This is a genomic window from Trinickia sp. (assembly GCF_036503415.1).
Taxonomy (GTDB): Bacteria; Pseudomonadota; Gammaproteobacteria; order Burkholderiales; family Burkholderiaceae; genus Trinickia.
In genome coordinates this window covers 1-23,260 of sequence record NZ_DASXWY010000108.1, presented here as the reverse complement: position 1 = coordinate 23,260, position 23,260 = coordinate 1, and the positions used below count along the sequence as shown (strand labels likewise).

The 23,260-nt window shown below is 63.1% G+C and carries 24 protein-coding genes and 2 pseudogenes; 12 read left to right on the top strand and 14 right to left on the bottom strand.

Annotated features, from left to right (window positions below; genetic code table 11):
• The first annotated feature begins 262 nt into the window (after positions 1-262).
• The gene (locus tag VGL01_RS14460) at positions 263-1,696 is read left to right on the top strand and encodes an MBL fold metallo-hydrolase (RefSeq protein WP_331570430.1); all 1,434 of its coding nucleotides are present in this window, start codon (positions 263-265) and stop codon (positions 1,694-1,696) included.
• A 309-nt stretch (positions 1,697-2,005) separates the two neighbouring features.
• Here VGL01_RS14460 and VGL01_RS14455 read toward each other — a convergent pair whose 3' ends face one another.
• The 3 genes from VGL01_RS14455 to VGL01_RS14445 form a co-directional block, all read right to left on the bottom strand.
• A complete protein-coding gene (locus VGL01_RS14455) occupies positions 2,006-2,455 on the bottom strand; it encodes a universal stress protein (protein ID WP_331570428.1) in 450 nt (149 codons plus the stop codon).
• Between the two features lie 62 nt (positions 2,456-2,517).
• Positions 2,518-3,450, bottom strand: a complete 933-nt coding sequence (locus VGL01_RS14450; protein ID WP_331570426.1) for a 1-phosphofructokinase family hexose kinase — start codon at positions 3,448-3,450, stop codon at positions 2,518-2,520.
• A gap of 71 nt (positions 3,451-3,521) precedes the next feature.
• The gene (locus VGL01_RS14445) at positions 3,522-4,559 is read right to left on the bottom strand and encodes a zinc-dependent alcohol dehydrogenase family protein (protein WP_331570424.1); all 1,038 of its coding nucleotides are present in this window, start codon (positions 4,557-4,559) and stop codon (positions 3,522-3,524) included.
• Between the two features lie 172 nt (positions 4,560-4,731).
• Between VGL01_RS14445 and VGL01_RS14440 the strand changes: the two genes are divergently transcribed.
• Together VGL01_RS14440 and VGL01_RS14435 are read left to right on the top strand one after the other, a co-directional pair.
• On the top strand, positions 4,732-5,571 hold the full coding sequence (locus VGL01_RS14440) for a universal stress protein (protein WP_331570422.1): 840 nt from the start codon (positions 4,732-4,734) through the stop codon (positions 5,569-5,571).
• 26 nt (positions 5,572-5,597) lie between these two features.
• On the top strand, positions 5,598-5,969 hold the full coding sequence (locus VGL01_RS14435; protein ID WP_331570420.1) for a DUF3564 family protein: 372 nt from the start codon (positions 5,598-5,600) through the stop codon (positions 5,967-5,969).
• A 59-nt stretch (positions 5,970-6,028) separates the two neighbouring features.
• Here VGL01_RS14435 and VGL01_RS14430 read toward each other — a convergent pair whose 3' ends face one another.
• Positions 6,029-6,241: a DUF2964 family protein gene (locus VGL01_RS14430; RefSeq protein ID WP_414720262.1), complete on the bottom strand. Its 213-nt coding sequence runs from the start codon at positions 6,239-6,241 to the stop codon at positions 6,029-6,031.
• A 247-nt stretch (positions 6,242-6,488) separates the two neighbouring features.
• Between VGL01_RS14430 and VGL01_RS14425 the strand changes: the two genes are divergently transcribed.
• Genes VGL01_RS14425 through VGL01_RS14410 form a run of 4 tightly spaced genes read left to right on the top strand, consistent with a single transcriptional unit; the run spans position 6,489 to position 11,374 of the window.
• The gene (locus tag VGL01_RS14425; protein WP_331570418.1) at positions 6,489-8,258 is read left to right on the top strand and encodes a PHA/PHB synthase family protein; all 1,770 of its coding nucleotides are present in this window, start codon (positions 6,489-6,491) and stop codon (positions 8,256-8,258) included.
• Positions 8,215-9,228 (top strand): bifunctional enoyl-CoA hydratase/phosphate acetyltransferase, encoded by a 1,014-nt coding sequence (locus tag VGL01_RS14420; RefSeq protein WP_331570416.1) that lies wholly within the window; start codon positions 8,215-8,217, stop codon positions 9,226-9,228. Before VGL01_RS14425 ends, VGL01_RS14420 begins: the two co-directional genes overlap by 44 nt.
• Positions 9,225-10,436 carry an acetate/propionate family kinase gene (locus tag VGL01_RS14415; protein WP_331570414.1) on the top strand — a complete coding sequence of 404 codons (1,212 nt, stop codon included), beginning with the start codon at positions 9,225-9,227 and terminating at the stop codon, positions 10,434-10,436. Before VGL01_RS14420 ends, VGL01_RS14415 begins: the two co-directional genes overlap by 4 nt.
• Positions 10,433-11,374 carry an LOG family protein gene (locus tag VGL01_RS14410; RefSeq protein ID WP_331570412.1) on the top strand — a complete coding sequence of 314 codons (942 nt, stop codon included), beginning with the start codon at positions 10,433-10,435 and terminating at the stop codon, positions 11,372-11,374. The genes VGL01_RS14415 and VGL01_RS14410 overlap by 4 nt, the downstream gene beginning before the upstream one ends.
• An 84-nt stretch (positions 11,375-11,458) precedes the next feature.
• Here the strand turns inward: VGL01_RS14410 and VGL01_RS14405 are convergent, their stop codons facing one another.
• From VGL01_RS14405 to VGL01_RS14395, 3 genes are all read right to left on the bottom strand, one after another.
• Positions 11,459-12,109 (bottom strand): BON domain-containing protein, encoded by a 651-nt coding sequence (locus VGL01_RS14405; protein WP_331570410.1) that lies wholly within the window; start codon positions 12,107-12,109, stop codon positions 11,459-11,461.
• A 44-nt stretch (positions 12,110-12,153) separates the two neighbouring features.
• Positions 12,154-12,588, bottom strand: coding sequence for an Hsp20/alpha crystallin family protein (locus VGL01_RS14400; RefSeq protein ID WP_331570408.1), 435 nt, complete (start codon positions 12,586-12,588; stop codon positions 12,154-12,156).
• A 208-nt stretch (positions 12,589-12,796) separates the two neighbouring features.
• Positions 12,797-13,543 (bottom strand): beta-ketoacyl-ACP reductase, encoded by a 747-nt coding sequence (locus VGL01_RS14395; RefSeq protein ID WP_331570406.1) that lies wholly within the window; start codon positions 13,541-13,543, stop codon positions 12,797-12,799.
• A 319-nt stretch (positions 13,544-13,862) separates the two neighbouring features.
• Here VGL01_RS14395 and VGL01_RS14390 point away from each other — a divergent pair, with 319 nt between their 5' ends.
• The 3 genes from VGL01_RS14390 (at position 13,863) to VGL01_RS14380 (ending at position 15,653) form a co-directional block, all read left to right on the top strand.
• Positions 13,863-14,369 (top strand): universal stress protein, encoded by a 507-nt coding sequence (locus VGL01_RS14390; RefSeq protein WP_331570404.1) that lies wholly within the window; start codon positions 13,863-13,865, stop codon positions 14,367-14,369.
• Positions 14,366-15,193: a universal stress protein gene (locus VGL01_RS14385; RefSeq protein ID WP_331570402.1), complete on the top strand. Its 828-nt coding sequence runs from the start codon at positions 14,366-14,368 to the stop codon at positions 15,191-15,193. The genes VGL01_RS14390 and VGL01_RS14385 overlap by 4 nt, the downstream gene beginning before the upstream one ends.
• A gap of 115 nt (positions 15,194-15,308) precedes the next feature.
• Positions 15,309-15,653 carry a c-type cytochrome gene (locus tag VGL01_RS14380; RefSeq protein ID WP_331570400.1) on the top strand — a complete coding sequence of 115 codons (345 nt, stop codon included), beginning with the start codon at positions 15,309-15,311 and terminating at the stop codon, positions 15,651-15,653.
• 24 nt (positions 15,654-15,677) lie between these two features.
• On the opposite strand, the pseudogene VGL01_RS14375 reads toward VGL01_RS14380, so the two are convergent.
• Positions 15,678-16,346: pseudogene (locus VGL01_RS14375) on the bottom strand (aldehyde dehydrogenase family protein); the annotation flags it as partial.
• A 99-nt stretch (positions 16,347-16,445) separates the two neighbouring features.
• Positions 16,446-16,850, bottom strand: coding sequence for a RidA family protein (locus VGL01_RS14370; RefSeq protein ID WP_331570398.1), 405 nt, complete (start codon positions 16,848-16,850; stop codon positions 16,446-16,448).
• A 98-nt stretch (positions 16,851-16,948) separates the two neighbouring features.
• On the opposite strand from VGL01_RS14370, the pseudogene VGL01_RS14365 reads away from it, so the two are divergent.
• Positions 16,949-17,191 (top strand): annotated as a pseudogene (locus tag VGL01_RS14365) (LysR family transcriptional regulator); the annotation flags it as partial.
• 13 nt (positions 17,192-17,204) lie between these two features.
• On the opposite strand, the gene VGL01_RS14360 reads toward VGL01_RS14365, so the two are convergent.
• The gene (locus tag VGL01_RS14360) at positions 17,205-17,957 is read right to left on the bottom strand and encodes a hypothetical protein (protein ID WP_331570396.1); all 753 of its coding nucleotides are present in this window, start codon (positions 17,955-17,957) and stop codon (positions 17,205-17,207) included.
• Between the two features lie 204 nt (positions 17,958-18,161).
• Between VGL01_RS14360 and VGL01_RS14355 the strand changes: the two genes are divergently transcribed.
• Positions 18,162-19,154, top strand: a complete 993-nt coding sequence (locus VGL01_RS14355) for a M14 family metallopeptidase (protein WP_331570393.1) — start codon at positions 18,162-18,164, stop codon at positions 19,152-19,154.
• Between the two features lie 119 nt (positions 19,155-19,273).
• On the opposite strand, the gene VGL01_RS14350 is transcribed toward VGL01_RS14355, so the two are convergent.
• The 4 genes from VGL01_RS14350 to VGL01_RS14335 all read right to left on the bottom strand — a co-directional run.
• Positions 19,274-19,648 (bottom strand): hypothetical protein, encoded by a 375-nt coding sequence (locus tag VGL01_RS14350; protein WP_331570391.1) that lies wholly within the window; start codon positions 19,646-19,648, stop codon positions 19,274-19,276.
• A gap of 41 nt (positions 19,649-19,689) precedes the next feature.
• Complete coding sequence (locus VGL01_RS14345; protein WP_331570389.1) at positions 19,690-20,682, bottom strand: ABC transporter permease; 993 nt, start codon at positions 20,680-20,682, stop codon at positions 19,690-19,692.
• Between the two features lie 7 nt (positions 20,683-20,689).
• On the bottom strand, positions 20,690-21,685 hold the full coding sequence (locus VGL01_RS14340) for an ABC transporter permease (protein WP_331570387.1): 996 nt from the start codon (positions 21,683-21,685) through the stop codon (positions 20,690-20,692).
• A gap of 35 nt (positions 21,686-21,720) precedes the next feature.
• Positions 21,721-23,260: sugar ABC transporter ATP-binding protein (locus VGL01_RS14335; protein WP_414720261.1), on the bottom strand; the 1,540-nt coding region annotated here is incomplete at its 5' end.

The following is a 23,260-nucleotide window of genomic DNA, read 5'->3' as shown; positions in this document are numbered from 1 at the left end:
TTTCGGTCGCGATCAGCACGGGACTCGACGACGATACGCACACCGAAGTTCTGGACGGCTCCCTGCAGCCCGGCGACATGGTGATCGTTCGTGCCATATCCGCGCATATCCGCGTGCGAGCGTTACGCGCATTCGCACGAATACAGTTTCGCGCGGCACGCCCCGGTTTCGTTGATGTGGATCAGGAGAAAGCTTCGGAGAATCCGCATCATGAAGTCATGCTCGAGGGCATCGAGAATCACGGGATTGCACGGAGCCACGCATGAAACTGACTTTCCTGGGCGCCACCGAGACGGTCACCGGCTCGAAATACCTCCTTGAAGGCGCAGGACTGCGCCTGTTGATCGATTGCGGACTGTTTCAGGGCACCAAGAACCTGCGGCTGCGCAATTGGGCCCCGCTGCCGGTGCCCGTCGATACGCTGGATGCCGTGATCCTGACCCATGCTCATCTAGACCACTCCGGGTACTTGCCCGTGCTTGCACGCATGGGCTACCGGGGCCCCGTGTATGGCACGTCGGGCACAGTGGACCTGTGCGGCGTGCTGCTCAGAGACAGCGCCAAGCTCCAGCAAGAAGAGGCCGACTTTGCGAATCGCCATGGCTTCTCGAAGCACCACCCTGCGCTTGCGCTTTATACGATGGACGATGCCGAGCGCGTGCTCAAGCAACTCGTGCCGTGCGATTTCGACCAGTCCGTCAGGTTGCAAAACGGCGTGTCCTTTTGCCTGCTTCCGGTCGGACATATCCTCGGCGCCGCAAGTCTGCTCGTACATATGGGTGGAAAGTTGATCGCGTTTTCCGGCGATATCGGCCGGCCCGTCGATCCGATCCTGCGCCCTCCGATGCCGCTCGCGCATGCCGACTACCTTGTCGTCGAATCGACCTACGGCGACCGCCTCCATCCCGATAGCGATCCAGCGGCCGAACTCGAGACGATCTTCGCGCGGACGTTCAAGCATGGCGGCGTCGTCGTCATTCCGTCCTTTGCCGTGGGCCGCACGCAGTCGATTCTGCGGTACATCGCGTTGCTGAAGGAAACGGGACGGATGGCGAACGTTCCCGTCTATCTCGACAGCCCGATGGCCATCGATGTGACCGAACTCTACCGGCACCACCTTCGCGAACATCGGCTCACGATCTCGCAGGCAGACTCGATCCGCAAGGCCGCGACGATGGTACGCACCGTCGATCAGTCAAAGCAGCTGACGGCCCGGCATGGACCGATGGTCGTCATTGCGGGCAGCGGCATGGCCACCGGTGGCCGCGTGCTGCATCACCTGAAGGCGTTTGCGCCCGATTCGCGCAACACCATCGTGCTCGTCGGTTATCAGGCGGCGGGCACGCGCGGGGCGGCCCTCGAGGCGCACGCGCCCACGCTCAAGATTCACGGTGAATACGTGCCGGTGCGGGCGGCGATCGAATCGATCTCGTCGCTGTCGGCACATGCCGACTATCGCGAGACGCTCGCGTGGCTCGGCTCGCTGTCGACCCCGCCCGAGCGCACCTTCATCACGCACGGCGAGCCGGCAGCAGCCGATGCGCTGAGACGCCGGATCGAGGAAACGCTGCATTGGCGCTGCGAGGTGCCGACCTACCTCGAATCGGTCGAACTGCCGGCGGCGCCGTGCAGCCAACCCGCGCAGGACGTCGCGATCGGGACCTGCGACGAACGCACCGATCATTGCCGCTTCTGAGCCTTTCGGCGGACAGGTTTCCAATGCATATCGGTTCCGGCCCTCGCGAGCCCCAGGCAATCTGCGCGGCAGTCCACACGCGGGGATACTGGCGCGCGCTATTCGAGCGCGTGCCCACACCCGGGTTCCTTGCGACGTGTTCCATGTCGCGCGCCTAGCTCCGGACCGCTTCGACCTGCGCCGCGCCCTCGCTGTAGCGCTCATGGCCTGGTGTTGCAGCAAGTCCCCCGGCCGCTGGCGTATCGACGAATGCAGATTCGAACGGGCCGGGAATCGGCCGGTTGTGTCTTCTCGCCAGCGAGCGTTCGATTACGCGGTGTCCCGAGTTAAGAGCACAGGGCAGTGGGAAACGCGCAAAAAGCGCTCGGCCACACTGCCGAGCACGAGACGCTGCACACCCCGGCGCCCGTGCGTGCCCATCGCCACGAGATCGGCACCGTGGTTTTCGGCATATCTGAGCAAGCAGTGCGCGACGTCGTCCGCGAGACTTTCGGTTTCGACGGCTTCGACATCGCCCGCCACACGCTGCGCCGCCATCGCATCTCGTGCGGCGTCGAGCACCGCGCCGCCGTTGGCGCGCAATGCCTCCATCAGCGCGACCGGATCGTAGTATCCGGCGTACATGAAGAGCGGCGACTTGTCGACGATATGCACGACGCGCACCTCGGCATGCGCCAGCTTGGCCAGCCGCAACGCTTCGTCCAGCGCGCGTTTCGATGACCCACTGCCGTCGACGGCAACCAGTATCTTTCTGTACACGATTCATCTCCCATCGCTGCCTGGCAGCGGCAATCGACACTTTCGCCGGAGGGCCTTGCGGCTCACCCGATGACGATGTCGCGGTATAAGCGCTCGATATCTTCTTTTTTGCAAAGTTCGGTGCCCGCGTTCAGTAGCGAGGCGCACGCCGCCGCCAATCCATAGCGAAACGCGTCCTCGAGCGGTGCGTCGCGATCGAGTGCCCAAACGAGTGCGCCCAGAAAGCTGTCGCCAGCACCGATCGCGCTGGCGACAGGCACGCTCAGAGCCGGCGCGCGCAGCACGGCGCGCTCGCTGACGAGCAAGGCGCCCAGCCCGCCCAGCGTCAATACGACCGTGTGGGCCTGTCCCGCATGCACGAGCGCGAGCGCCGCCTCTTTCCATTCGGACTCGTCGGCGAGCGGCCGGCCGGTAAGTTCACGAAGCTCGCCAAGACTGGGTTTGACGAGGAAAACGCCCGCATCGAGCGCCGATCGCAAAGCAGGTCCGGAGGTGTCGAGCACGACCCGGGTCCCCTTCGATCGCGCCGATCGAGCCAGCCTTGCATAGATGTCATCGGGAACTCCCGGAGGCAAGCTGCCGCTCAAGACGAGATAGCTCGGCGGCGGGTCGAACGCGTCCAGCCGCGCGATGCAGCCTCGCCACTCCGCCTCGGCGAGAGTCGGTCCAGGAAGGACGAAGCGAAACTGGCGCCCGGTCGACTTCTCGTAGACGGAAAAGCTCTCACGTGTCTCGCCGACGATCTCGATGCACTGCCCGCACACGTTTTCCGCCTCGACGAGGCGCCGCAGTTCCTCGCCGAACGGGCCGCCCGCAAGATAGACAGCCACGCAATCGCCGCCCAGCCGCTCGATAACGCGCGCGACGTTGATACCCCCGCCGCCAGGATGCCTGAGCGCCGTGTCGCATCGGAGCTTGCGCGTATCGATCACCTGCTCGACGGCGGTCGAAACATCGAGCGCGGGATTCAGCGTGAGAGTCACGATCCGCGGCATCTGTCCTCCGTTGGGTTAGCGCCGCGCGGTGCGGTCACGACGCCGAGCGCGGCCCGTTTGTGCGCCGGCAATCATGTTTCGATGAGCACCTTCAGCGCATGCGTGTCGGCGGCATGTCCAAACGTCTCGTAAGCTTTGTCGATCTCGCCGAGCTTGAAGCGATGCGTGATGAGCTGCTTTGGATCGAGCTTGCCCGACCGCACGGTCTTCAACAGCATCGGCGTACTCACCGTATCGACGAGGCGTGTCGTGATCGCGATATTGCGATCCCATAGCTTCTCCAGATGCAGATCGGCTTTCACGCCGTGCACGCCGATATTTGCAATGATTCCGCCCGGAGCGACAATCGCTTCGCACAGCTCGAAGCTCGCGGGCACACCGACGGCCTCGATCACACAGTCAGCGCCCACTCCCTCGGTCAGCTTCATCACTGCCGCAGCGGGATCGAGCGCGCTGATGTCGATACAATCGGTCGCGCCGAACCGCCGAGAAATCTCGAGGCGATTCGCATCGCGGTCGATCATCATGATTCGTGCGGGCGAGTAGAACTGAGCGGTCAACAGCGCGGCGAGCCCGATCGGACCTGCGCCTACGATCGCCACTGTGCTACCGGGCTCGACTTTGCCGTTGAGCACGCCGCATTCGAACCCTGTCGGCAGAATGTCCGACAACATCACGAGCGCGTCTTCGTCGGCACCCGCCGCGATGTGATAGAGACTGGTATCGGCGTGTGGAATGCGCACGTACTCGGCCTGAGTGCCATCGATCCGGTTGCCCAGGATCCAGCCTCCCGTCGTGCAGTGCGAGTACATGCCGCGCCTGCAGTACTCGCATTTGCCGCACGACGAAATGCATGAAATCAGCACATGGTCGCCCGGCTTGAACGCCGTCACGGCAGAGCCGACCTCTTGAACGATGCCGACGCCTTCATGGCCGAGAATGCGGCCGGGTTCGCATGTCGGCACGTCCCCTTTGAGAATGTGCAAATCGGTTCCGCAAATGGTTGTGCGGGTGACCCGAAGGATCGCGTCGGTCGCATCGACGAGAGCCGGTGTCGGGCGATCGTCGAGCGAGCATGCGCCGGGACCGTGATACACGAGAGCTTTCATTACTGGATTACCTCCAAGGAGCCAAAGGTTCGTTCTGCATACAAAACACCTTAAGCCTTGGCGAAACACCCCGGGTTGATTTGCGTCAATCAGTAGAACTCGCCGCGCTCCTAGACTGGAAACAGTTAAGCACCCATCCAGTATCGGAATTCCATTCTTGGGAGCAATGGCAATGAGTTACAAAAGCATCCTCGTGCACCTCGATCCGAGCCAGGCTGTGCACAACCGGCTGGAACTCGCGCTATCGCTTTCCAAGCAGTTCGAAGCTCATCTCACGGGGTTTTTCACTGTCTTCAGGCCGGAACCCGGATCTTTCTACGTGATGGCAGGCAACGCCGACCTTTACAGGGAGCTCGACCATCGGCGCGAGGAGCGCAAAGGCGCTCTCGAACGCCTGTTCCGGGCCGAAATGTTGCGTCTCGGGGTCGCGGGAGAATGGCAATCTTCGACGGAATACGCCAATCGGTACGTGCCGCAGGCGGCTCGTCTCGCCGATCTGGCCATCGTCGGTCAATACGATCCCAGCGACCCCGAGTCGTTCGTCGCCGACCAATTCGTCGAAAATCTGGTGCTCTCGTCGGGACGCCCCGTGTTGGTCGTGCCGTATGCCCGCCAATTCAAAAGCACCGGCTCGCGCGTACTTGTTGCGTGGGACGGCAGTCGCGAGGCCACCCGCGCGCTACACGATGCGTTGCCGTTTCTGGGCCGCGCGAAGCAAGTGACCGTGCTCACCATCGACGCGCTGAAGGGCGAGCCCCCATCGAGCCGCATTCCCGGGTCCGATATCGCGGCGATCGTCTCGCGTTATGGCGCCAACGTCGCCACGCAGGACGTCGAGGGTATGAAAGACGTGCCGACCGGCGAAGCGATCCTCTCCCGAGCCGCCGACCTCGATGCAGACCTGCTCGTGATGGGTTGCTACGGCCATTCGCGCTGGCGCGAGTGGGTGCTCGGTGGCGCGACGCGGTCGATTCTCAAATCGATGACGTTGCCGGTGCTGATGTCGCACTGATAGGAAGCCGTCGACAGGAGACTTCAATGAGAATCACCCTACACCTCGATACATTCAATACCAACCCTAGCGCGTACGCCATTCTCTGGCTGGACGACGCTTCGCTCAAATGGTCGCGCGAAGCGCACGCCGGCCTCGCGCTACCCGCGTGGGGAACCGTGCGCACGGAAGCAGGCAGGACATTGATATTGGACCCGTCCGGCACGCAGCAGCTATGCAAGCTCGAAGGGTTGGGGCTCGGAACCGATGGCGGACCGTTCGAGGGCGAAGTCGGTCGCGCCTCGTGGTGCAATCGGGGTTCGACGAAACGCATGCTGGGCGATTGGCACGTGCAGTGCGTCGACTGCGAAACGAGCGAACCCGAATTCGGCGTCTTTGCCGATGACGAAGCCGCTTGACCTGATATTCGCGACACTCGCACCGCCGGCCACGGTCAACGCCTTCCGGAAGACTTCGTTCATTTCCAAGGATCCGGGTGCGAGTCCTCGTCGAGACCCATGAGCGGGTTGAGCAGGAGCACGAACGCCGCGACGCCGATGACGACTGCCGCCGCACCATAACGGACCGCACTGTCCCGATCAAAAAACAGTCCGTGAATTGCGGCAAAGATGCCGCAAATCGCGACGAATACCGCCAGCGTCGCCAATACGATTCGAAAGTTTGCTCGCATGATCGAACTGCCCCACTGTGCACGCATTGCTCGTGCGACGGCCCGGTGCCGGCGCCAGAGCCTTCATCTTCGCCGGTTGCCTGTGCGCCTCGTTGATATGCGTCAATCGTGCGCGAAGTGAGTAACGAACCATCGCGTACGTTCACACGAATGCCCGAGCCCCAAGCGTCGCGCGCGTTGACGTAGGTCATACCTGCCGGCACCCACGTGTGTAGAGTGGATTTCACGCCGAACTGAAGGATGCTCGATGGATACGCGCAGCAAGGAGAAAAACCCGATCGACGATGCCGCGCTCACGCCCGGCCTTCTAAGCGACAGCCCATTTCGCGCGCTCGACCATGCGAAGGAAGCATGGATCGCGCAAGCCACCGGCGGCCCATCGCCGGCAGCGCTCGCACTCGCTTTCTCCGATTGGTTCATTCACTTGCTGGCGGCACCCGGCAAGCGGATGGAACTCGCTGCACTCGCCGCGAGCCAGGCGGCCCAACTACTGGACTGCGCATACGGTATCGCGCCACGCGAGCCGGATCTGCCGAGCGACGATCGGTTTCGCGCCCCCGTCTGGCAGATCCCCCCATTCCGCGCCTGGCAGTATTCGTTCCGACTGACCGAACAATGGTGGTGTGCAGCGACGCACGAGATGCCCGGCGTGACGCGCCACCATCAAGACGTAGTGTCGTTCGCCGCGCGGCAATGGCTCGACGTTTTTTCGCCGGGCAACTTCCCGCCGACGAATCCCGAGGTCGTCCAACGCACGGCCGAAACCTTCGGCGTCAATCTCGTTCAAGGTACGTTGAACGCGCTCGAAGACGCGTCGCGCGTCGCCGCCGGGCAACCGCCCGAGGGAACGCAGCGGTTCAAACCCGGCGTCGATGTCGCCGTCACGCCCGGGCGCGTCGTTTTTCGCAACCACCTGATCGAGTTGATCCAATACCGTGCGTCGACCGCCGAAGTTCGTGCCGAGCCGATACTGCTCGTGCCCGCGTGGATCATGAAGTACTACATTCTCGATCTGTCGCCGCACAACTCGCTGGTGCGATATCTCGTCGACCAGGGGTACACCGTCTTCTGCATATCGTGGCGCAACGTCGACAAGGACGATCGCGATCTTGGATTCGACGACTACCGTAACCTTGGCATCATGGCTGCGCTCGATGCCATATTGCAAATCATGCCCGGGCGCAAGATCCACGCGGCCGGCTACTGCCTGGGTGGCACGCTTCTCGCGATCGCGGCTGCCGAGATGGCCCGCCGGCGCGACGAGACGCTGGCCTCGATCACGTTGTTTGCCGCGCAAACGGACTTCAGCGAACCCGGGGAACTGCAGCTGTTCATTGACGACAGCCAGATCTATTTTCTCGAGAGCGCTATGTGGGAACGTGGCTATCTCGGCGGCGAGCAAATGGCGGGGTCGTTTCAGCTGCTGAAATCGAACGATCTTGTCTGGTCGCGTGTCGTCCACGATTACCTTCTCGGCGAACGCGCGCCGATGAGCGACTTGAACGCGTGGAACGCGGACCGCACGCGCATGCCCTATCGCATGCACTCGGAGTATCTGCGCAAGCTCTTTCTCGGCAACGACCTTGCATGTGCAAGATACGAGGTTGACGATCGGCCCGTTTCCCTGCGCAACATCCGCACGCCGATGTTCGTCGTGGGCACGGAACGTGACCATATCGCGCCATGGCGGTCCGTCTACAAAATCCACCATCTCTGCGATGCCGACATCACGTTCGTGCTGACGAGCGGTGGCCACAACGCGGGCATCGTCAGCGAGCCGAACCATCCACACCGCCACTACCGTATCGAAACTACCGCCGCCACGGGTCTCAGCGTCGGTCCGGACGAATGGATGGCACTCGCGGACCGACATGAGGGCTCATGGTGGCCCGAATGGAGCGAATGGCTCGGTATGCGCTCTAGCGCGAAACGCCTCCCACCCCCAGCGTGCGGGTCGCTGGGGGTGGAAGACCATGCCACGGCCGACGCCCCTGGCACCTACGTTTTCCAAAGATAGAAGGGACCACGTGAACGACGATCTTTCGGGCAGCCGGCTCACAGGTCACGGTCGCTACGAAGCATTCATTCGCAGCGCTCAGAGCCGGCCGCCCCTGCGAACCGCGATCGTACACCCCTGCTCTCCCGAAGCTATTCGGGCGGCCGTCGAGGCGCGCGACGAAAACCTGCTCGACCCCGTGCTGATCGGCCCGGAAGCGAAGATCCGGGCGGCGGCGGATGCTGCCCAGTGCAGCCTCGCACACATCACGATCGAAGCGGTCGCGCACAGCCACGCCGCGGCCGCCCGAGCCGTCGAGCTCGGCTCGTCCGGAGCGGTGGCGGCGTTGATGAAGGGCAGCCTGCACACCGACGAGCTGCTCTCGGCCGTGGTCGCACCGGGCTCCGGCCTGCGAACCGAGCGGCGCGTCAGCCACGTCTATGTCATGGATGTTCCAGCTTATGAAAAACCGCTCGTCATCACGGACGCGGCCGTCAACATCGCGCCCGACCTCATGCAAAAACGCGACATCTGCCAGAACGCGATCGACTTCCTACGGCTGATGGGCATCGACGAGCCGCGCGTGGCGGTTGTGGCCGCGGTGGAAACCGTGAATCCCAAGATGCAATCCACGCTCGATGCGGCCGCGCTCACGGTCATGGCCACACGCGGTCAAATCACGGGCGGCCTGGTCGATGGCCCGCTTGCATTCGACAATGCGGTCAGCCCCGCGGCCGCGCTGACGAAAGGCATCGTTTCGCCGGTCGCGGGCCGAGCCGACATCCTGCTCATGCCCGATCTCGAAGCCGGCAATATGCTCGTCAAGCAACTCATGCTGTTTGCCGGCGCGGACGGCGCGGGTCTCGTGTTGGGCGCACGCTTACCGGTCATCCTCACGAGCCGCGCCGATTCGCTGCGCGTGCGCCTGGCGTCGGCCGCGCTCGCCAAGCTCGTTGCCGAACGCACGCACCACGATGCCATTCCATCATGAGCGAACCGCTTCTCCTCACGTTCAACCCCGGCTCATCGACGATCAAATGCGGGCTGTTTCGCGTAACGGGCACCTCGCCGATACGCATTGGCAGCGGCAGCATCGATTTTCGGAGCGCACCGTTATCGCTGAACATCTCGAATGGTGGCGAAGCTGTGCGGGTGCCGTTACGCGCACCGCGCACGGACGATCTGCATGCTGTCATCGACGAAACGCTCGATTGGTTCAAAGACCATTTTTCGTTGAACGATTTCGCGCTGGTCGGGCATCGGGTCGTACATGGAGGCGACCGATTCAAAGGTCCCATTGCGATCGACGATCGCGCGCTGGCGGCCATCGAAGAACTCGTCCCGCTCGCGCCGCTGCACCAACCGCAAAGCGTTCGGCTCATTCGTGCCATCCGCACTCTACGGCCACACGTGCACCAAACAGCATCGTTCGATACCGCATTTCATCAGGGGCAACCCGATCTCGTGCGACGCTTTGCGATCGCGCGGCGCCTGTTCGACGAAGGCATCAAGCGATATGGCTTTCATGGCCTGTCATATCGGTTCATCGCCTCGCAACTCGCCAGCCTTTTCCCTGCGCTTGCGCGTGGCAAGATCGTCGCAGCCCACCTCGGGAGCGGAGCGAGCCTCTGTGCACTCGAGGGCGGTGTGAGCCGCGACACGAGCATGGGGTTTTCGACGCTCGACGGCGTTCCAATGGCAACGCGTTGCGGCGCGCTGGATGCCGGTGTCGTGCTGCACCTGCTCGGCCAGCGTCAGTTCAGCCTCGCCGAAGTTGAAGCATTGCTCTATCACGAATCCGGCTTGCTTGGTGTCTCGGGCATCAGCGCCGACAGCCGTGAATTGCTGGCGAGCGCGTTGCCGCAAGCGCGCGAAGCGCTGGACCTCTTTGCCTTTCGTATTGCCGGCGAGGTCGCAAGGCTGGCGACCTCCATGGGCGGGCTCGACGCTGTTGTTTTTACAGCCGGCATCGGAGAGCACCAACCTGCCATTCGAGCGGCAGTCTGCGAACGCCTGGCATGGCTTGGGGTTCGGATCGATGCCCCCTCGAACGCACGCAACGCGCGCGTTATCAGCGATACCACGAGCAAGGTGGACGTGCTCGTGATCGCGACGGACGAAGAGCAGGTGATTGCGCAAGAGGCGGTATCGGTGCTCGACGGCCAGCGCTTGGCGAAAGGATCGGGAGGTGCGCAATGAAGGGACACACTGGCATAGTCGCCGAGCCGCACGCGGCATTGCCGTGTTCTGCGCAAACCGACACGATTGCTTCGGCCCCGGCCGCCGGAGACCAAGACGTATCCGGCGACGAGGTACAGCAGGAAGCCGCCGAGCGCGTGCGGCAACTGATCGAGAGCCCCAGCTACCGGCAGGCCGACGCAGACCGGGCCTTCCTGTTGCGCCCCGAGATGTGCGGCGTGCGCCTGCAACTGGACTTCTGGAAGACGGAGGAAATCCTGCGGCGCCACGGCATCGAACACACGATCGTCGTGTACGGGAGCACCCGCCTCATCGAGCCCGCGGCAGCGCAGCAGCGCCTCGACGCGGCGAGACAAGCGCTCGCCGACGCGCCCTTGAATCCACAATGCCGAAGAGCAGCCGCCATCGCCGAGCGGCTGCTCGCGAAGAGCGCGTACTATTCGATCGCTCGCGAATTCGGTCGGCTGGTCGGACGCGCGCGTACCTCAGGCGCACCGCCGCAACTCGCGATCGTCACTGGCGGCGGCCCAGGCATCATGGAGGCCGCCAATCGCGGCGCGTTCGAATCCGGCGCACCAAGCATCGGCTTGAACATCTCGCTGCCGCGCGAGCAGCTCCCGAACCCCTACATCAGTCCCGACCTTTGCTTCAAGCTGCATTACTTCGCCATCCGGAAGCTCCACCTGCTCGAGCGCGCCAAGGCCGCCGTGTTTTTCCCCGGCGGCTACGGCACATGCGACGAACTGTTCGAGGTTCTCACGCTCCTGCAGACGGGGAAAATCGCGCCGCTGCCCGTGGTGCTCGTCGGTGAGCAATACTGGCGGCGAGCGATCGACTTCGATTTCCTCGTCGAAGAAGGCACGATCGCCGCCAGCGATACGGCACTGTTCTCGTTCGCCGAGGATGCCCAGGAGATCTGGCAGTCGATCACGCGCTGACGAGGGTTGTCCGCATACACCGGCGAAAACGGCGCTTCCGTCCTCCCCGCCATGAAGCACGGGGAGTTCATACAGCCGGCCGCCTTACCCGACGACGAGATTGTCGATCACCGCGTGCACACCCGGCGCGGACCATGCGGCGCCACGTGCGGCCGAGCGCTCGGCGTACGAACCCACCGTGCCGGTCAGCGTCACCGTGCCGTCGCGAACCTTGATCTGAATATGCTTGGCTTCGCGCTCGGCATGCCGCTGCATCGCCTTGCCGATCTTCTCCGCGACATTTTCGGCCGCTTTGGGGCCGGCAACGTCGATCAGGTTCGTCACGCCGGTCACGCTGCGCATCTGACCGATCGTGCGCCCGGCGAGATAGCTCAGGTGCGCATTGGCGAGTTCGCCGCGCAACGTCACCCAGCCATTTTCGACCTGCACCTTGATGGCGTCATGCGGAACCCCGACGGTCCAGCGCAGCAATGAGCGCACCGCATTGGCGATGTCTTCGTCGGTATGCACGTCGTCGTGCGGCAGTCGAACATGCATTTCGACCACCACGGCCTTCACGCCCGCGACTCTTTGGGCCGCCTTCTCGGCGGCGAGCTTTTCCGCGTAACTCGAGGGGTGGCCCGACAGCGTGACGATACCGTCCGTCACCTCGACGCCGATCAGCGCCGAATTAATCAGAGGCGAGAATTCCAGCTCCTCTTCGACTTCATGCTTCAGTTGCTTGTCTGTCTTCATCGCGCCCTCCTTCAGGCCACGTTCGAAATCGTGCTGCCTGACGCTCAGCTGATCTGCAGACGCTTTTGTTCGGTGTTTTTCTTCTTCGGCAGCGTCATCGACAGCACACCATCCTGATACGTCGCGGACGACGCGCCCTCGTCGATGTCGCTCGCGAGCGAGAACGAGCGGCTCATCGCACCCGAATAGCGTTCGCGGCGAATCACCTGCTCGCCTTCCTTCAGTTCCTTGCTGCGCTCGGCCTTGGCGCTGATCGATACCACATTGCCATCGATTTTTACGTCGATGTCTTCCTTGTTGACGCCAGGCATCTCGGCTTTTACGGTGTAAGCGGCATCGCTTTCCGAAACGTCGACCTTGATGTCCGAAAGCGGCACGCCGCCTTCGAGCGTCAGGCTTCGCATCGGCCGGAAGAACCCCTGGAACAGGTCGGCCACCGGCTCGAGCGAAAACGGGTCATAACGGGTCGGGCTGCTCATAGCACACTCCTTTATGGAAACTCACAATACAGGTGCGTGCGCACCCGTGACAGCGCCTGCGTCCCGCACTCCGGCAGCTTCTCGCCTCGTCGGTTGCACGAGACCATGCACGAACTACTCTAGCCAGTGTCGTCGTAGGGCGATTGACTTGCGTCAACTCGCAGCCATCTGCGCTTCACTGTCGTAAAGGCACTTGCGATTCCTACGCTTACCGCATATGCATGCCGCCGTTGATCGCGATTTCCGCGCCCGTTACGAACGCGGCATCGTCCGAACAAAGGAATGCCACGAGCGCGGCGACTTCATCAGGGCGTCCGAGCCGGCCAATGGGAATCTGCGGCAAGATGCGTGTTTGCATGACCTCCTCGGGCACCGACGCAATCATCGCCGTATCGAGGTAGCCGGGCGATACCGTGTTCACCGTCACGCCGCGCTTGGCGACTTCGAGGGCCAGCGCTTTCGTGAAACCGTGCACGCCCGCCTTCGCGGCCGAATAATTCGTCTGTCCAAAAGCACCACGTGAGCCGTTCACCGACCCGATGTTCACGACACGCCCGAAGCCGCGCTCCACCATCCCGCCGATGAACGGCTTCGTCACGTTGAACAGAGCGTCGAGGTCCGTGCGCATCACCGCATTCCAGTCGGCCTTCGTCATCTTCGCGAACGTGCTGTCCCGCACGATGCCCGCATTGTTGATCAGCACGTCGACTGCGCCGTGATCGGCGAGCACACGTTTCGCGCATTGCTCGCACGAATCGAATTCGGCGACGTCCATCTCGTAGGCGTGGAACTTGCGCCCCGCGTCGCGCTCGTGCATGAGCCATGTCGATACGTGATCGTTATGTTCGGAATGCGACATCGCGACCGTCATCCCCATGGCGTGAAGACGCCGGCTGATCGCCGCGCCGAGGCCTCCCATACCTCCGGTGACGAAGGCAACCCGTTTAGCGGACATGCTGTTCTCCTCGAAAGGGAAATGCGCTGGATACCGGCGTGGCGTATCGGCGAGCGCCGTTAGGTGGCGCAAAAAAATTCGCGTGACGAGATCACTGTACGCAGCCGCTTTCGCACGCACTTGACTTCCGTCAATCAAACATGAACCGCCGCCAGCGGCTAGAACCGATGCACTCCACGCGATGCGTTCCAGCATCCGCGGACTGCGCATCCGGAGCCCACGCTCGATTGATCTGTGTCAATCCGCAATAAAACGCCGCTCCTAGACTCTAGATTACGCAAAGGCACTTCCGTTCCGTTGCAAACGAAGAGGTCCGATCATGTACCAACGCATCCTCGCGCCGATCGACGGCAGCGGCACCGCACAGCGCGCGTTCGATTTCGCGCTCGAGACAGCCCGCGAGAACGGCGCAGAACTGATTCCGCTGTACGTCGTCGAGGTTCCGATCGCGGCCTATCAGGCGCCCGGATTCAATCCGGCGATCGTGCGCGACACTTTGTTCGAAGAAGGCGAGCGATTGAAGGCGGAGACACTCGCCGCCATGCAGCGGCAAAACGTCAAGGGCGCGCCGTCTGTGGTCGAAGCCGCCGTACCCGGCGGCGACATCGCGGAGTGCATTCTGGAACAAGCGCGTGCCAACCACTGCGACCTCGTCGTCATGGGTACGCATGGCCGGCGCGGCGTCCGGCGGCTCATGCTCGGCAGCGTCGCCGAGCGCTTCTTGCGCATGGCTTTCTGTCCGGTGCTGTTGATTCCCGGCAGCGTCGAAGGCGCCGCCCCGGCGGCGGCTGCAGCGCCCTCCCAAACCGAAAAGGAACCGTCATGACTTATCAGACTTTGCTCGTCCACGTCGACGACAGCCGCCATAGCGAAGCGCGTGTGGACCTCGCGCTAGATCTCGCGCTCAAATACAACGCTCACCTGGTCGGCCTTTATGTGGTCTGCCAGGAGATATTCCGCCCGCTGCTCAAGCGCGATGACAGCCTCAATTTGGCCACTCTGGAAGCGCAAGGCGCGGAGCGCAGGCTGCGCGCGCAGGAACAGTTCACCGCCGCAGCCAAGCGCGCCGGATGCCGGTTCGAGTGGCAGGCGCCCGCGGGTCCCGCAGTTGACGCCGCCACCTTGTACGCCCGCCATGCCGATCTCCTGATCGTGGGTCAGGAAGACCCCGACGACCAGGCATCGTATGTCGCTCGCAATTTCATCGAAGATCTCGTCATGACCGCCGGGCGTCCCGTAATCGTGGTGCCGTACGCGGGCCGCGTCACTTCGTTCGGCGAGAACGTCGTCGTGGCGTGGGACGGCAGCCGTGAAGCCGCTCGCGCGCTCGCCGACGCGCTGCCGATCCTCAAACGCGCGCGCTTCGTAACGGTCTCGACAGTGGTGAAGCACCCGGATCGAGACGAGCCGGCCGGGTTCGACGTCTCCGGTTATCTCGAGCGGCACGGCGTACGTGCGGGGTTTGCGTCGATACCGCGCGCGTCCGGCGTCAGCACCGGAGCGACGCTCCTGAATCAGTTGAGCGACGTGCATGCCGACCTGCTCGTGATGGGTGCCTATGCGCATGCGCGCGCACGGGAGCAGGTGCTGGGCGGCGTCACGCGCACGATGCTCGAAACGATGACGGTTCCCGTGCTGATGTCCCACTGACCCACGGTGCGGCCGGTGCCGTATCCGTATGCGAGAACCGCACTCGATGGGCGTCGATCTGGCTGTGGCCGTGTCCCACATTTCACGCTGAGCGCGTCTCTTTCGGAAAAAAGCAATGAATGTGCGGCAAAAGCAATATGCAATCGGTACGGCCTGGCTGCTGGCTGCGGTGTTCGGCTCGCCGGCATTCGCGCAGCAGCATGAACCCACCGAGCTGATCGATCAGCAGCATTGCATGTTCTGCCACACTATCGACGCGCCGTTTCTTGCGCCGTCCTTCCATCAAATCGCCGACCGCTATCGGGACAAGCCGCAAGCCGCCGAAATGCTCGAGCACAAACTACGTCTCGGTGGAAAAGCGCACTGGGGCGACACGTCGATGCCGCTGCCCGCGGATCGCGGCGGCCCACTGTCGCCAGAGGACGCGCATACGCTTATCCAATGGGTGCTCAGCCAGTAATCCCGGGGGCAGGTAGCGACGCATTCAATCGTAGTAGCCAAGTACCGACTTGACCTCTGTGTACTCCTCCATCCCTTCGATCCCATATTCACGGCCGTTCCCGGATTGCTTGTATCCGCCGAACGGCGCCTGCGGATCCCATGCCGGATAGTTGAGATGCACCTGTCCCGAACGGATGCGCGCGGCTACCGCACGCATGAGTGCCTTGTCCGTGCCTTGAACATGCGCACCCAGTCCATAGACGGTGTCGTTCGCAATGGTGACGGCTTCTTCGACCGTGTCGTAAGGAAGGATCGCAAGCACTGGGCCAAAAATCTCCTGCTGGGCGATGTTCATATCGGTGCGGACATCGGAGAAGATAGTCGGGCGTGCATAGAATCCCCTGCTGAATCCCGCGGGTCGGCCGGGGCCACCCGCGATGACCTTTGCGCCTTCCTCGATGCCCGCTTCGATCATCTGCCGAACTCTGTCGAACTGCATGCGATTGGCCAGTGGGCCATGCGTCGTCGCCTCGTCGAGCGGATCGCCAACGATCATCTTTTCCGTTGCGGCCACAGCCAACTCATTCACCGCCTCGAGAACGTCGCGCGGCACGATCATGCGGGTCGGTGCGCTGCATGACTGGCCCATGTTCCGGAATGCAGCGGCGACGCCTGGCGCAATGGCCCTCGGCAGGTCGGCATCCGGTAGCATTCGCCATCGACAAAGAACCGATCCAGCCTTTGCGCTTGCATCAGGTGATGAACAGGAGAAGTCACTGCAGTGCGTCCTTGAGTGCGGGATAGCGCATTGCTACGCCAACGCCACCGCCTCGATCTCGATCGTCAGACCGAAATGAAGCGCCGGAACCGGCACGACGGCACGGGCGGGTCTCGCGTCGCCGGCCCAGCGTGCATAGATTTCATTGAAGCTCGCCCAATGCGCGATGTCGACGATATAGACACGGACCTGAACCAGCTTCTCGGTCCCGCTGCCAGCACCGATCAATGCGGACGCCAGGTTGGCCAACGCCTGCTCGGCCTGCGCCTCGAAGGGTTGGCCGGTGAGCTTGGCGCCACTCGCGTCGATTGGAAGTTGACCGGACACGAAAACCAGGCCGTTTGCGATCGCAACGTGACTGTAATGGCCACCGGGCGTCGCCAGCCCGGGAGGGTTCATCGTCTGAGGCAACTGCGTACCGTGTTCGTGCTGAACCATGAGCCACTCCGTTCGGAATCCGTAGCCTGCACTATAGAAAAAAAACGCCCCATCTTGTTTAATACGGAGTGAACCCTTCGTTAAAGGTCACTTAATGCTCGAACTGGAAGACATGGCATTACCTCGCCCCCAACGACCGCTTGCTGTGTGCAAGCCCCCCGTTTGCGCGTCGTTTATCGAAGCTCGATCATCCATCCGAACTCGCGCAGTGCGCGTTCCTCAGTTTGCGCGAGAACGATGAAGACGTGACCCGCTTACGCTTCACTCGACACGATGCGGCGGGCAAACGCCCGAGCAAGGCCGTCACGATCCGGCTCGCCCGTACTGTATCCTCGAACGACGCACACCCCTCGGCTATCGGCTCAAAGCCGATTGGGCGCGTTGCAACCACTCGCTGTTGTGGTCACGGGCGTAGCGCGTCCAATGCCTCGCATCGTGCACGATATCGGCGTAGAGTTCGCGCGCTCGCCGACGATCGGCGTCGTCGGCCTGCGTCGCCAGCCAATCGGCGTACAAGCAACGGGGCGCCGCATCGCTCGCGCTGGCGAGCGCCACCTCGAATGCGGCGCGCGTGCCCGATGCGCCGAGCGCCGCCAAAGCTCGTGCGTACAGCAAGGCAGGTTCGGATTGCTGACGGGCGATGGGATGAACGGCGAAGAGCCTTTCCAGCGTCTCCTGCGTACCTGTGGCATCGCCGTTGGCAAACTGCGCTCGCGCCAATCCCTGTAGCAAGCCCGGATCGGATGAGAACGGCCCCGTAGCCGCCGCTCGGTAGTGCTCGAGCGCTTCAGCGGCGTTTCCCGCATCGAGCAGCGCGGCACCGAGCCGCATGCGATGCGCGACGCTCGGCGCGCGATCGAAAGCCATGCGCGCCTCGCGTACGGCTCGATCCGGGTCGACCAGCTGCGAAAAGGCCCGCGTTGCCGCCCTCGCTCCACGCGACTGGCGCAAGCCAGGCAGGTAAACAACGAACAGATAGACCAGACTGCCGAGGCCAGGGAAGAGAAACAGAATCACCAGCCAGTACATGTTCTGCTGCGTGCGCACGGCATGCACCGCAAAAATGAGGGCGATGATGATGTGGATGCTTATTCCGAAAATACGCATTTACGAGAGGCTCGATCGTGATCCGTTGTCGACGGTGCGCCGGCGAATCGGCGAACGCCATTGTGACAGAAGTGATGCCACGCGCTTTCTGACGGCGAATTACCGGGCAATGCTGCAAAACAAAAAGATCATCCTATGCAATGAGGGCCCGCAGATCGATCATGTGTAGTCCAGGTATCGCTGTCAGCAAGGGCTGAAACAAAGATGAATAGCTACCCCATCGAAATCGACTTCCCCGATATTGCCCCGCACGCGCCTGGCAATACCGGTATCCCGTACCTTTACACGTTCGATTCCGGCGTAGCCGGCCCGCACGTCATGATCAACGCACTGACGCACGGCAACGAGGTCTGCGGGGCGATCGTCGTCGACGAACTAGTGCGCGCACGATTGCGCCCCCGTCGCGGCAAGCTCACGCTGTCGTTCGCCAACGTAGCGGCGTATGCGCGATTCGATCCCGCCGCGCCGGACCGGGCGCGCTTCGTCGATCAGGACTTCAACCGCGTGTGGACCGCGGCGAAGCTCGACGACGTCGCGACGCGTTCGGCGGAACTGGACCGCGCCCGCGCGATGCGGCCAGCGATCGATACCGTCGATCTGCTGCTCGACCTTCACTCGATGCACGAGAAGAGTTCGCCGTTGATCGTCGCCGGTCCGCTGAGAAAGGGCGCCGAACTCGCGGTTAGCCTCGGCACACCGGCCACGGCGATTCTCGACGAAGGTCACCCCGAAGGACGCAGAATGCGCGACTACGAGGGCTTCGGCGATGAAGCGAGTCCAAAGAGCGCCCTGCTCATCGAATGCGGGCAACACTGGGAGAAAGGTGCGGTCACGGTCGCACGAGACAGCACGGCGCGCTTCCTGCTGTTGGCGGGCATCGTCGACGAAAGCGACCTGCCGGCCGAATGGCTCAGGCCGCTCCCCGAGGAAATGCGAGTTGTGCGCGTCACGGAACCGGTGGTTGCGAAGAGCATGGACTTCCGGTTCGCGGCACCGTACACCGGCCTCGAAGTGTTCGAGAAGGCCGGCACGGTCATCGGGTGGTCAGACGGTCAAGCCGTCACCACACCGTACGACGACTGCGTGCTCGTCATGCCGTCTCTACGTCAGTTGCGGCCCGGCGTGACAGTCGTCCGGCTCGGGCGAATCGAACAGCGCATCGCCCGTTCGCCGGACAAATGGCAACAAGCAACGTGAATGCATGGTGTTGCGTGTCGGGTGCGCGACCGAGCCGACCCCTCAGCCGCGCACCGGAACGCTATAAGCGCTGCGAATGCGTTCATCCTGGAATCGCGGAGCGCGGCACGCTCGTCGTTCTACTGCGGGATTTTGCCGGTCGCGCTACCTGAAGCGCCCTGGGGCGACATACCCTGCTCACGCTTTTGCATCAGCGTGCCACCTTGGGGGGATGACGCTGGGTGGCTCGGATCCGCATAGCGCGTGGTGGTGCCGGGCGCCTGCTGGTCGGGTTGCGCGCCTTGCTGGGTGGAGTTCGGTTGCTGCGGGGGCTGTGTGGTCTGGGCCATGGCCAGCGGACTTGCGATGACCAGTTGCGCACAGGCGGCTATCAGTATTGGCCTGAAGAATTCCATGGTACCTCCCGGTTCATGCGAATCGAGTCGGCGGCAAGCGATCGTGCCCGCCGCCTCCCATCGACATTGCGGCAAGGCACGTGCCAGGTCTCTCGACATGGACACGCGCCCTGCACCGCCTGATCCCGGCTCCCGCCACACTATCGCATCGCTTTCTCCCGCCCATACAGCATCATCATCACGATGATCACCAGGCCGAACACGACCTGCCGGAAGACATCGGCGGGCAGCTTGATGCCCATCGAAGCGAAATAATCCTGCGGCTGCAGTACCGAAAGAATCGACTGCAAGAGGGTAATCAGAATCACGCCGGCCACGGTGCCGAGATAAGTACCCCGACCGCCGAGCACATTGGTTCCGCCCAGCACGATGGCGGCGATCGTAGGCAACAGATAGGGATCGCCCATGGCCTGATACGAACGGTTTGCCCATCCGGCGAGCAGCACGCCGCCGGCCGCCGCGCAAGCGCCGGAAAAGGCGAAAGCGATCAGCGTGACCCTCCGACTATCGACGCCGGAAAGAAACACCGCCCGCTCGCGATTGCCGATCGCATAAATCTGACGACCGAATACGGTGCGCGTCAGGATATAGACGGTGAGTGCCCCAAGCGCGATCCACACGAGCAGCGGATTGGAAAAACCGGGGATCCACTGACCACTGGCAAGCTCGATCATGAGTGAGGTCGCCCGGTCCTGCGGTGCGAAGCCCCCGGTGTGATAGACCATGAGGCCTTGGGCAACGGCATTCATGCCGAGCGTGAAGATCATGGAAGGCGCCCGCAGATAAGCCACGCCCCAGCCGTTCACCACCCCGATCAAAGCGCCGCATAAAATCCCGAACGGGACGGCAAGCGGTACGCCGAGCGTAGTGCCGAGAATGCCCGATGCGCCGGTGGCCATCATGCCGCCGATACCGATCGTCCACGGAATCGAGAGGTCGATCTGTCCCATCAGGATCACGATCATCTCTCCCGTCGCAATCACGCCGAGGAACGCCGCAACCTGAAGTTGCTGACCGAGATAGTCGACGGACAAAAAGCCCGGTTTGGCCACGCCGCCCAGCAAAAGGAGCAGCACGATGCAGCCAAATGCGATCAATGTCGCGACGTCGATCTTGGGTAAGGAACGAAGCATGGCGGCTTTAGCGATAGAGATCGAGCTTGTTACGCACCCGCAGCAGGCGCAGCGAGCCAAGGCTGACGGCGAACAGCAACACCACTCCGACGAATAGCGGCTGCAGCACCGGATTGATGTTGAAGACGACGAGCAGATCGCCCACCGTGCGCATCACGAAGGCCCCGAAGACAGAGCCGACCACGCCGCCCGAGCCACCGAAGAGCGAGGTGCCGCCGATCACCAGCGCGGCAATCGAGTTCAGCGTATAGTCCCCGCCCAGCGCGGCACGCGCTTCGCCGGAATACGTCAGGCACGTGAGCAACAGCCCGCCCACCGCGGCGAAGAGCCCCGCGAGCGTATAAGCGCAAAGCTTGGCTCGCGCAATCGGAATGCCCGACATATAAGCGGCCTGTTCCGACGAACCGACGGCATAGGCCGCCCTGCCCAGCGTGGAGTTTCGGTAGGGCATCCAGATCAGGACGACCGTCGCCACGATCAGCACCACGGACGAAGGCACGCCATAGGTCGACCTCGTCATCAGATCGGCGAAATCGCCGTTGACGTCACCGCCCGGCTGCGGTCGTAACGCGAGCGCAATACCGAAGTAGATCGCGCTCGTCGCAAGCGTCGCGATGAGGGGCTGCAGCCGCCCATAGACGACGATCAATCCATTCACGAGACCGCACGCCAGACCTGCCGCGAGGACGCCGGCAATGCCGAGGATCGTCATGACCGGACTGCCCGTGACGATGACCGATGCCAGGCAATTGGTCAGCATGAAGATCATGCCGACCGACAGGTCGAGCCCGCCCGTGAGCACGGGCACGGTCTGCGCCATCGCAACGAGCGCCAAGAGCGCCCCCTTGTTCGCCGCGGTATTGACGACATCCGAGCTCAGCCCCGTAGGCTGCGCGGCGCCATACACCGCGAACATGATCGCGAAAATAGCGGCCGCCGCGAGCGCGCCGCGCTGGGCGGCGAGCCGATATCGCCAGTTTCTGTCGCGCGCTCCGACCGTCATCTTCGCCCCTCGTTCCACAGTTGCATCGGCAACCTCTATGCAGCGTTCGAAGCCGGCCGCTCGCCCGCCGAAGACAGGTTCAGCGCCGCACCCACGAGATTGCGCTCGGTCAGCTCGGCGCCTTGGAGCATCCGGCTGATCGTGCCGTCATAGAAGATGGCGACGCGGTCGCAGCAACCGATCAGTTCGTCATAGTCGGTCGAATAGAAGAGCACGGCCGTTCCCTGCTGCGCGAGCCGGCGCAGCAGCAAGTAGATCTCCTGCTTCGTGCCGACATCGATGCCACGCGTCGGATCGTTGAGGAGCACGATGCGCGGGCGGGTCATCAGCCACTTGCCGATCACCACTTTCTGTTGGTTACCGCCGGAAAGCGCGGCCACGGGACCGTCGAGGCCATCCGATTTGATGGCCAACTGCCGCACGAGCGCATCGAGCTGCTCGGCCTCCGCCTTGCGGTCGATGCGGCCGAACCGGCTCAGCGTCTCGAGCGCGGCAAACGAGAGGTTCTCGCGCACCGTCATGGGCAGCATCAGCCCTTCGTTCTTGCGGTCTTCCGGAATCAGCGCGAGCCCGAGTTGGGGCGACTTCGCCTGACGCGGGCTGCCGATTTTCGCGGGCCGGCCGGCCACTTCGATCGTCCCCTCCACGCCGATCAGCGCACCGAACAATGCGAGCAGGAACTGCCGCTGGCCCTGACCGTCAAGACCGCCCAGACCGACGACCTCGCCCGGATGGACTTCGAGCGAAATGTCGTTCAATTCTCCGGCCCAGGACAAGTTACGCACGGCAAGCGCCGGTGTTCCGTCGCGCCGCGTCCCGCCGAGCGGCGGGAAGGCACTCGAATACTCGCGGCCGATCATCATCTCCACGATGGCATCGTCCGATCGCGTACCGGCTGCGAAGGTTTCGATGTAGCGGCCGTTGCGAAACACAGTGCATTCGTCGGCAAGCTCGGCGATCTCGTGCATGCGATGGGAGATGTACACGATCGCCATGCCCTCGGCCCGAAGCTGCTTCAGCAGGGTGAAGACCTTGGCTACGTCGGCCGCTGTCAACGCCGAGGTCGCCTCGTCGAGTATCAGCACTTTTGGCCGCCGTGCCAGCGCCTTGGCAATTTCCACCAACTGCTGGCGCGAGAGCGGAAGCTGGCCTACGGGCGCGGCCGGGTGGATATCCTCGCCGCCGACGCGGGCCAGCATCTGCTCCGCCCGTCGCCGCTCTTGCATGCGATCGATCAATCCGAGGCGGCGCAGCGGATCCGCAATATTGATGTTGTCGGCCACCGTGAGATCAGGCAGCAACGAAAGCTCCTGAAAGATGCAGGATATGCCCGCGTCCGCCGCCGCCGCGGGCGTAGGGAAGCTGACCGGCACACCGCCAAGCACGATGCGGCCGCGCTCGGGCTGTACCACGCCTGAAAGGATCTTGATGAATGTGGATTTGCCCGCGCCGTTTTCGCCGAGAAGCGCATGAATCGAGCCCGCGCGACACGAAAACCGCACATCCTCGAGCGCCCGGACGCCGCCGTAATGCTTCGACACACCCTCCACGCGCAGCAGTGGATCCGATGCTCCC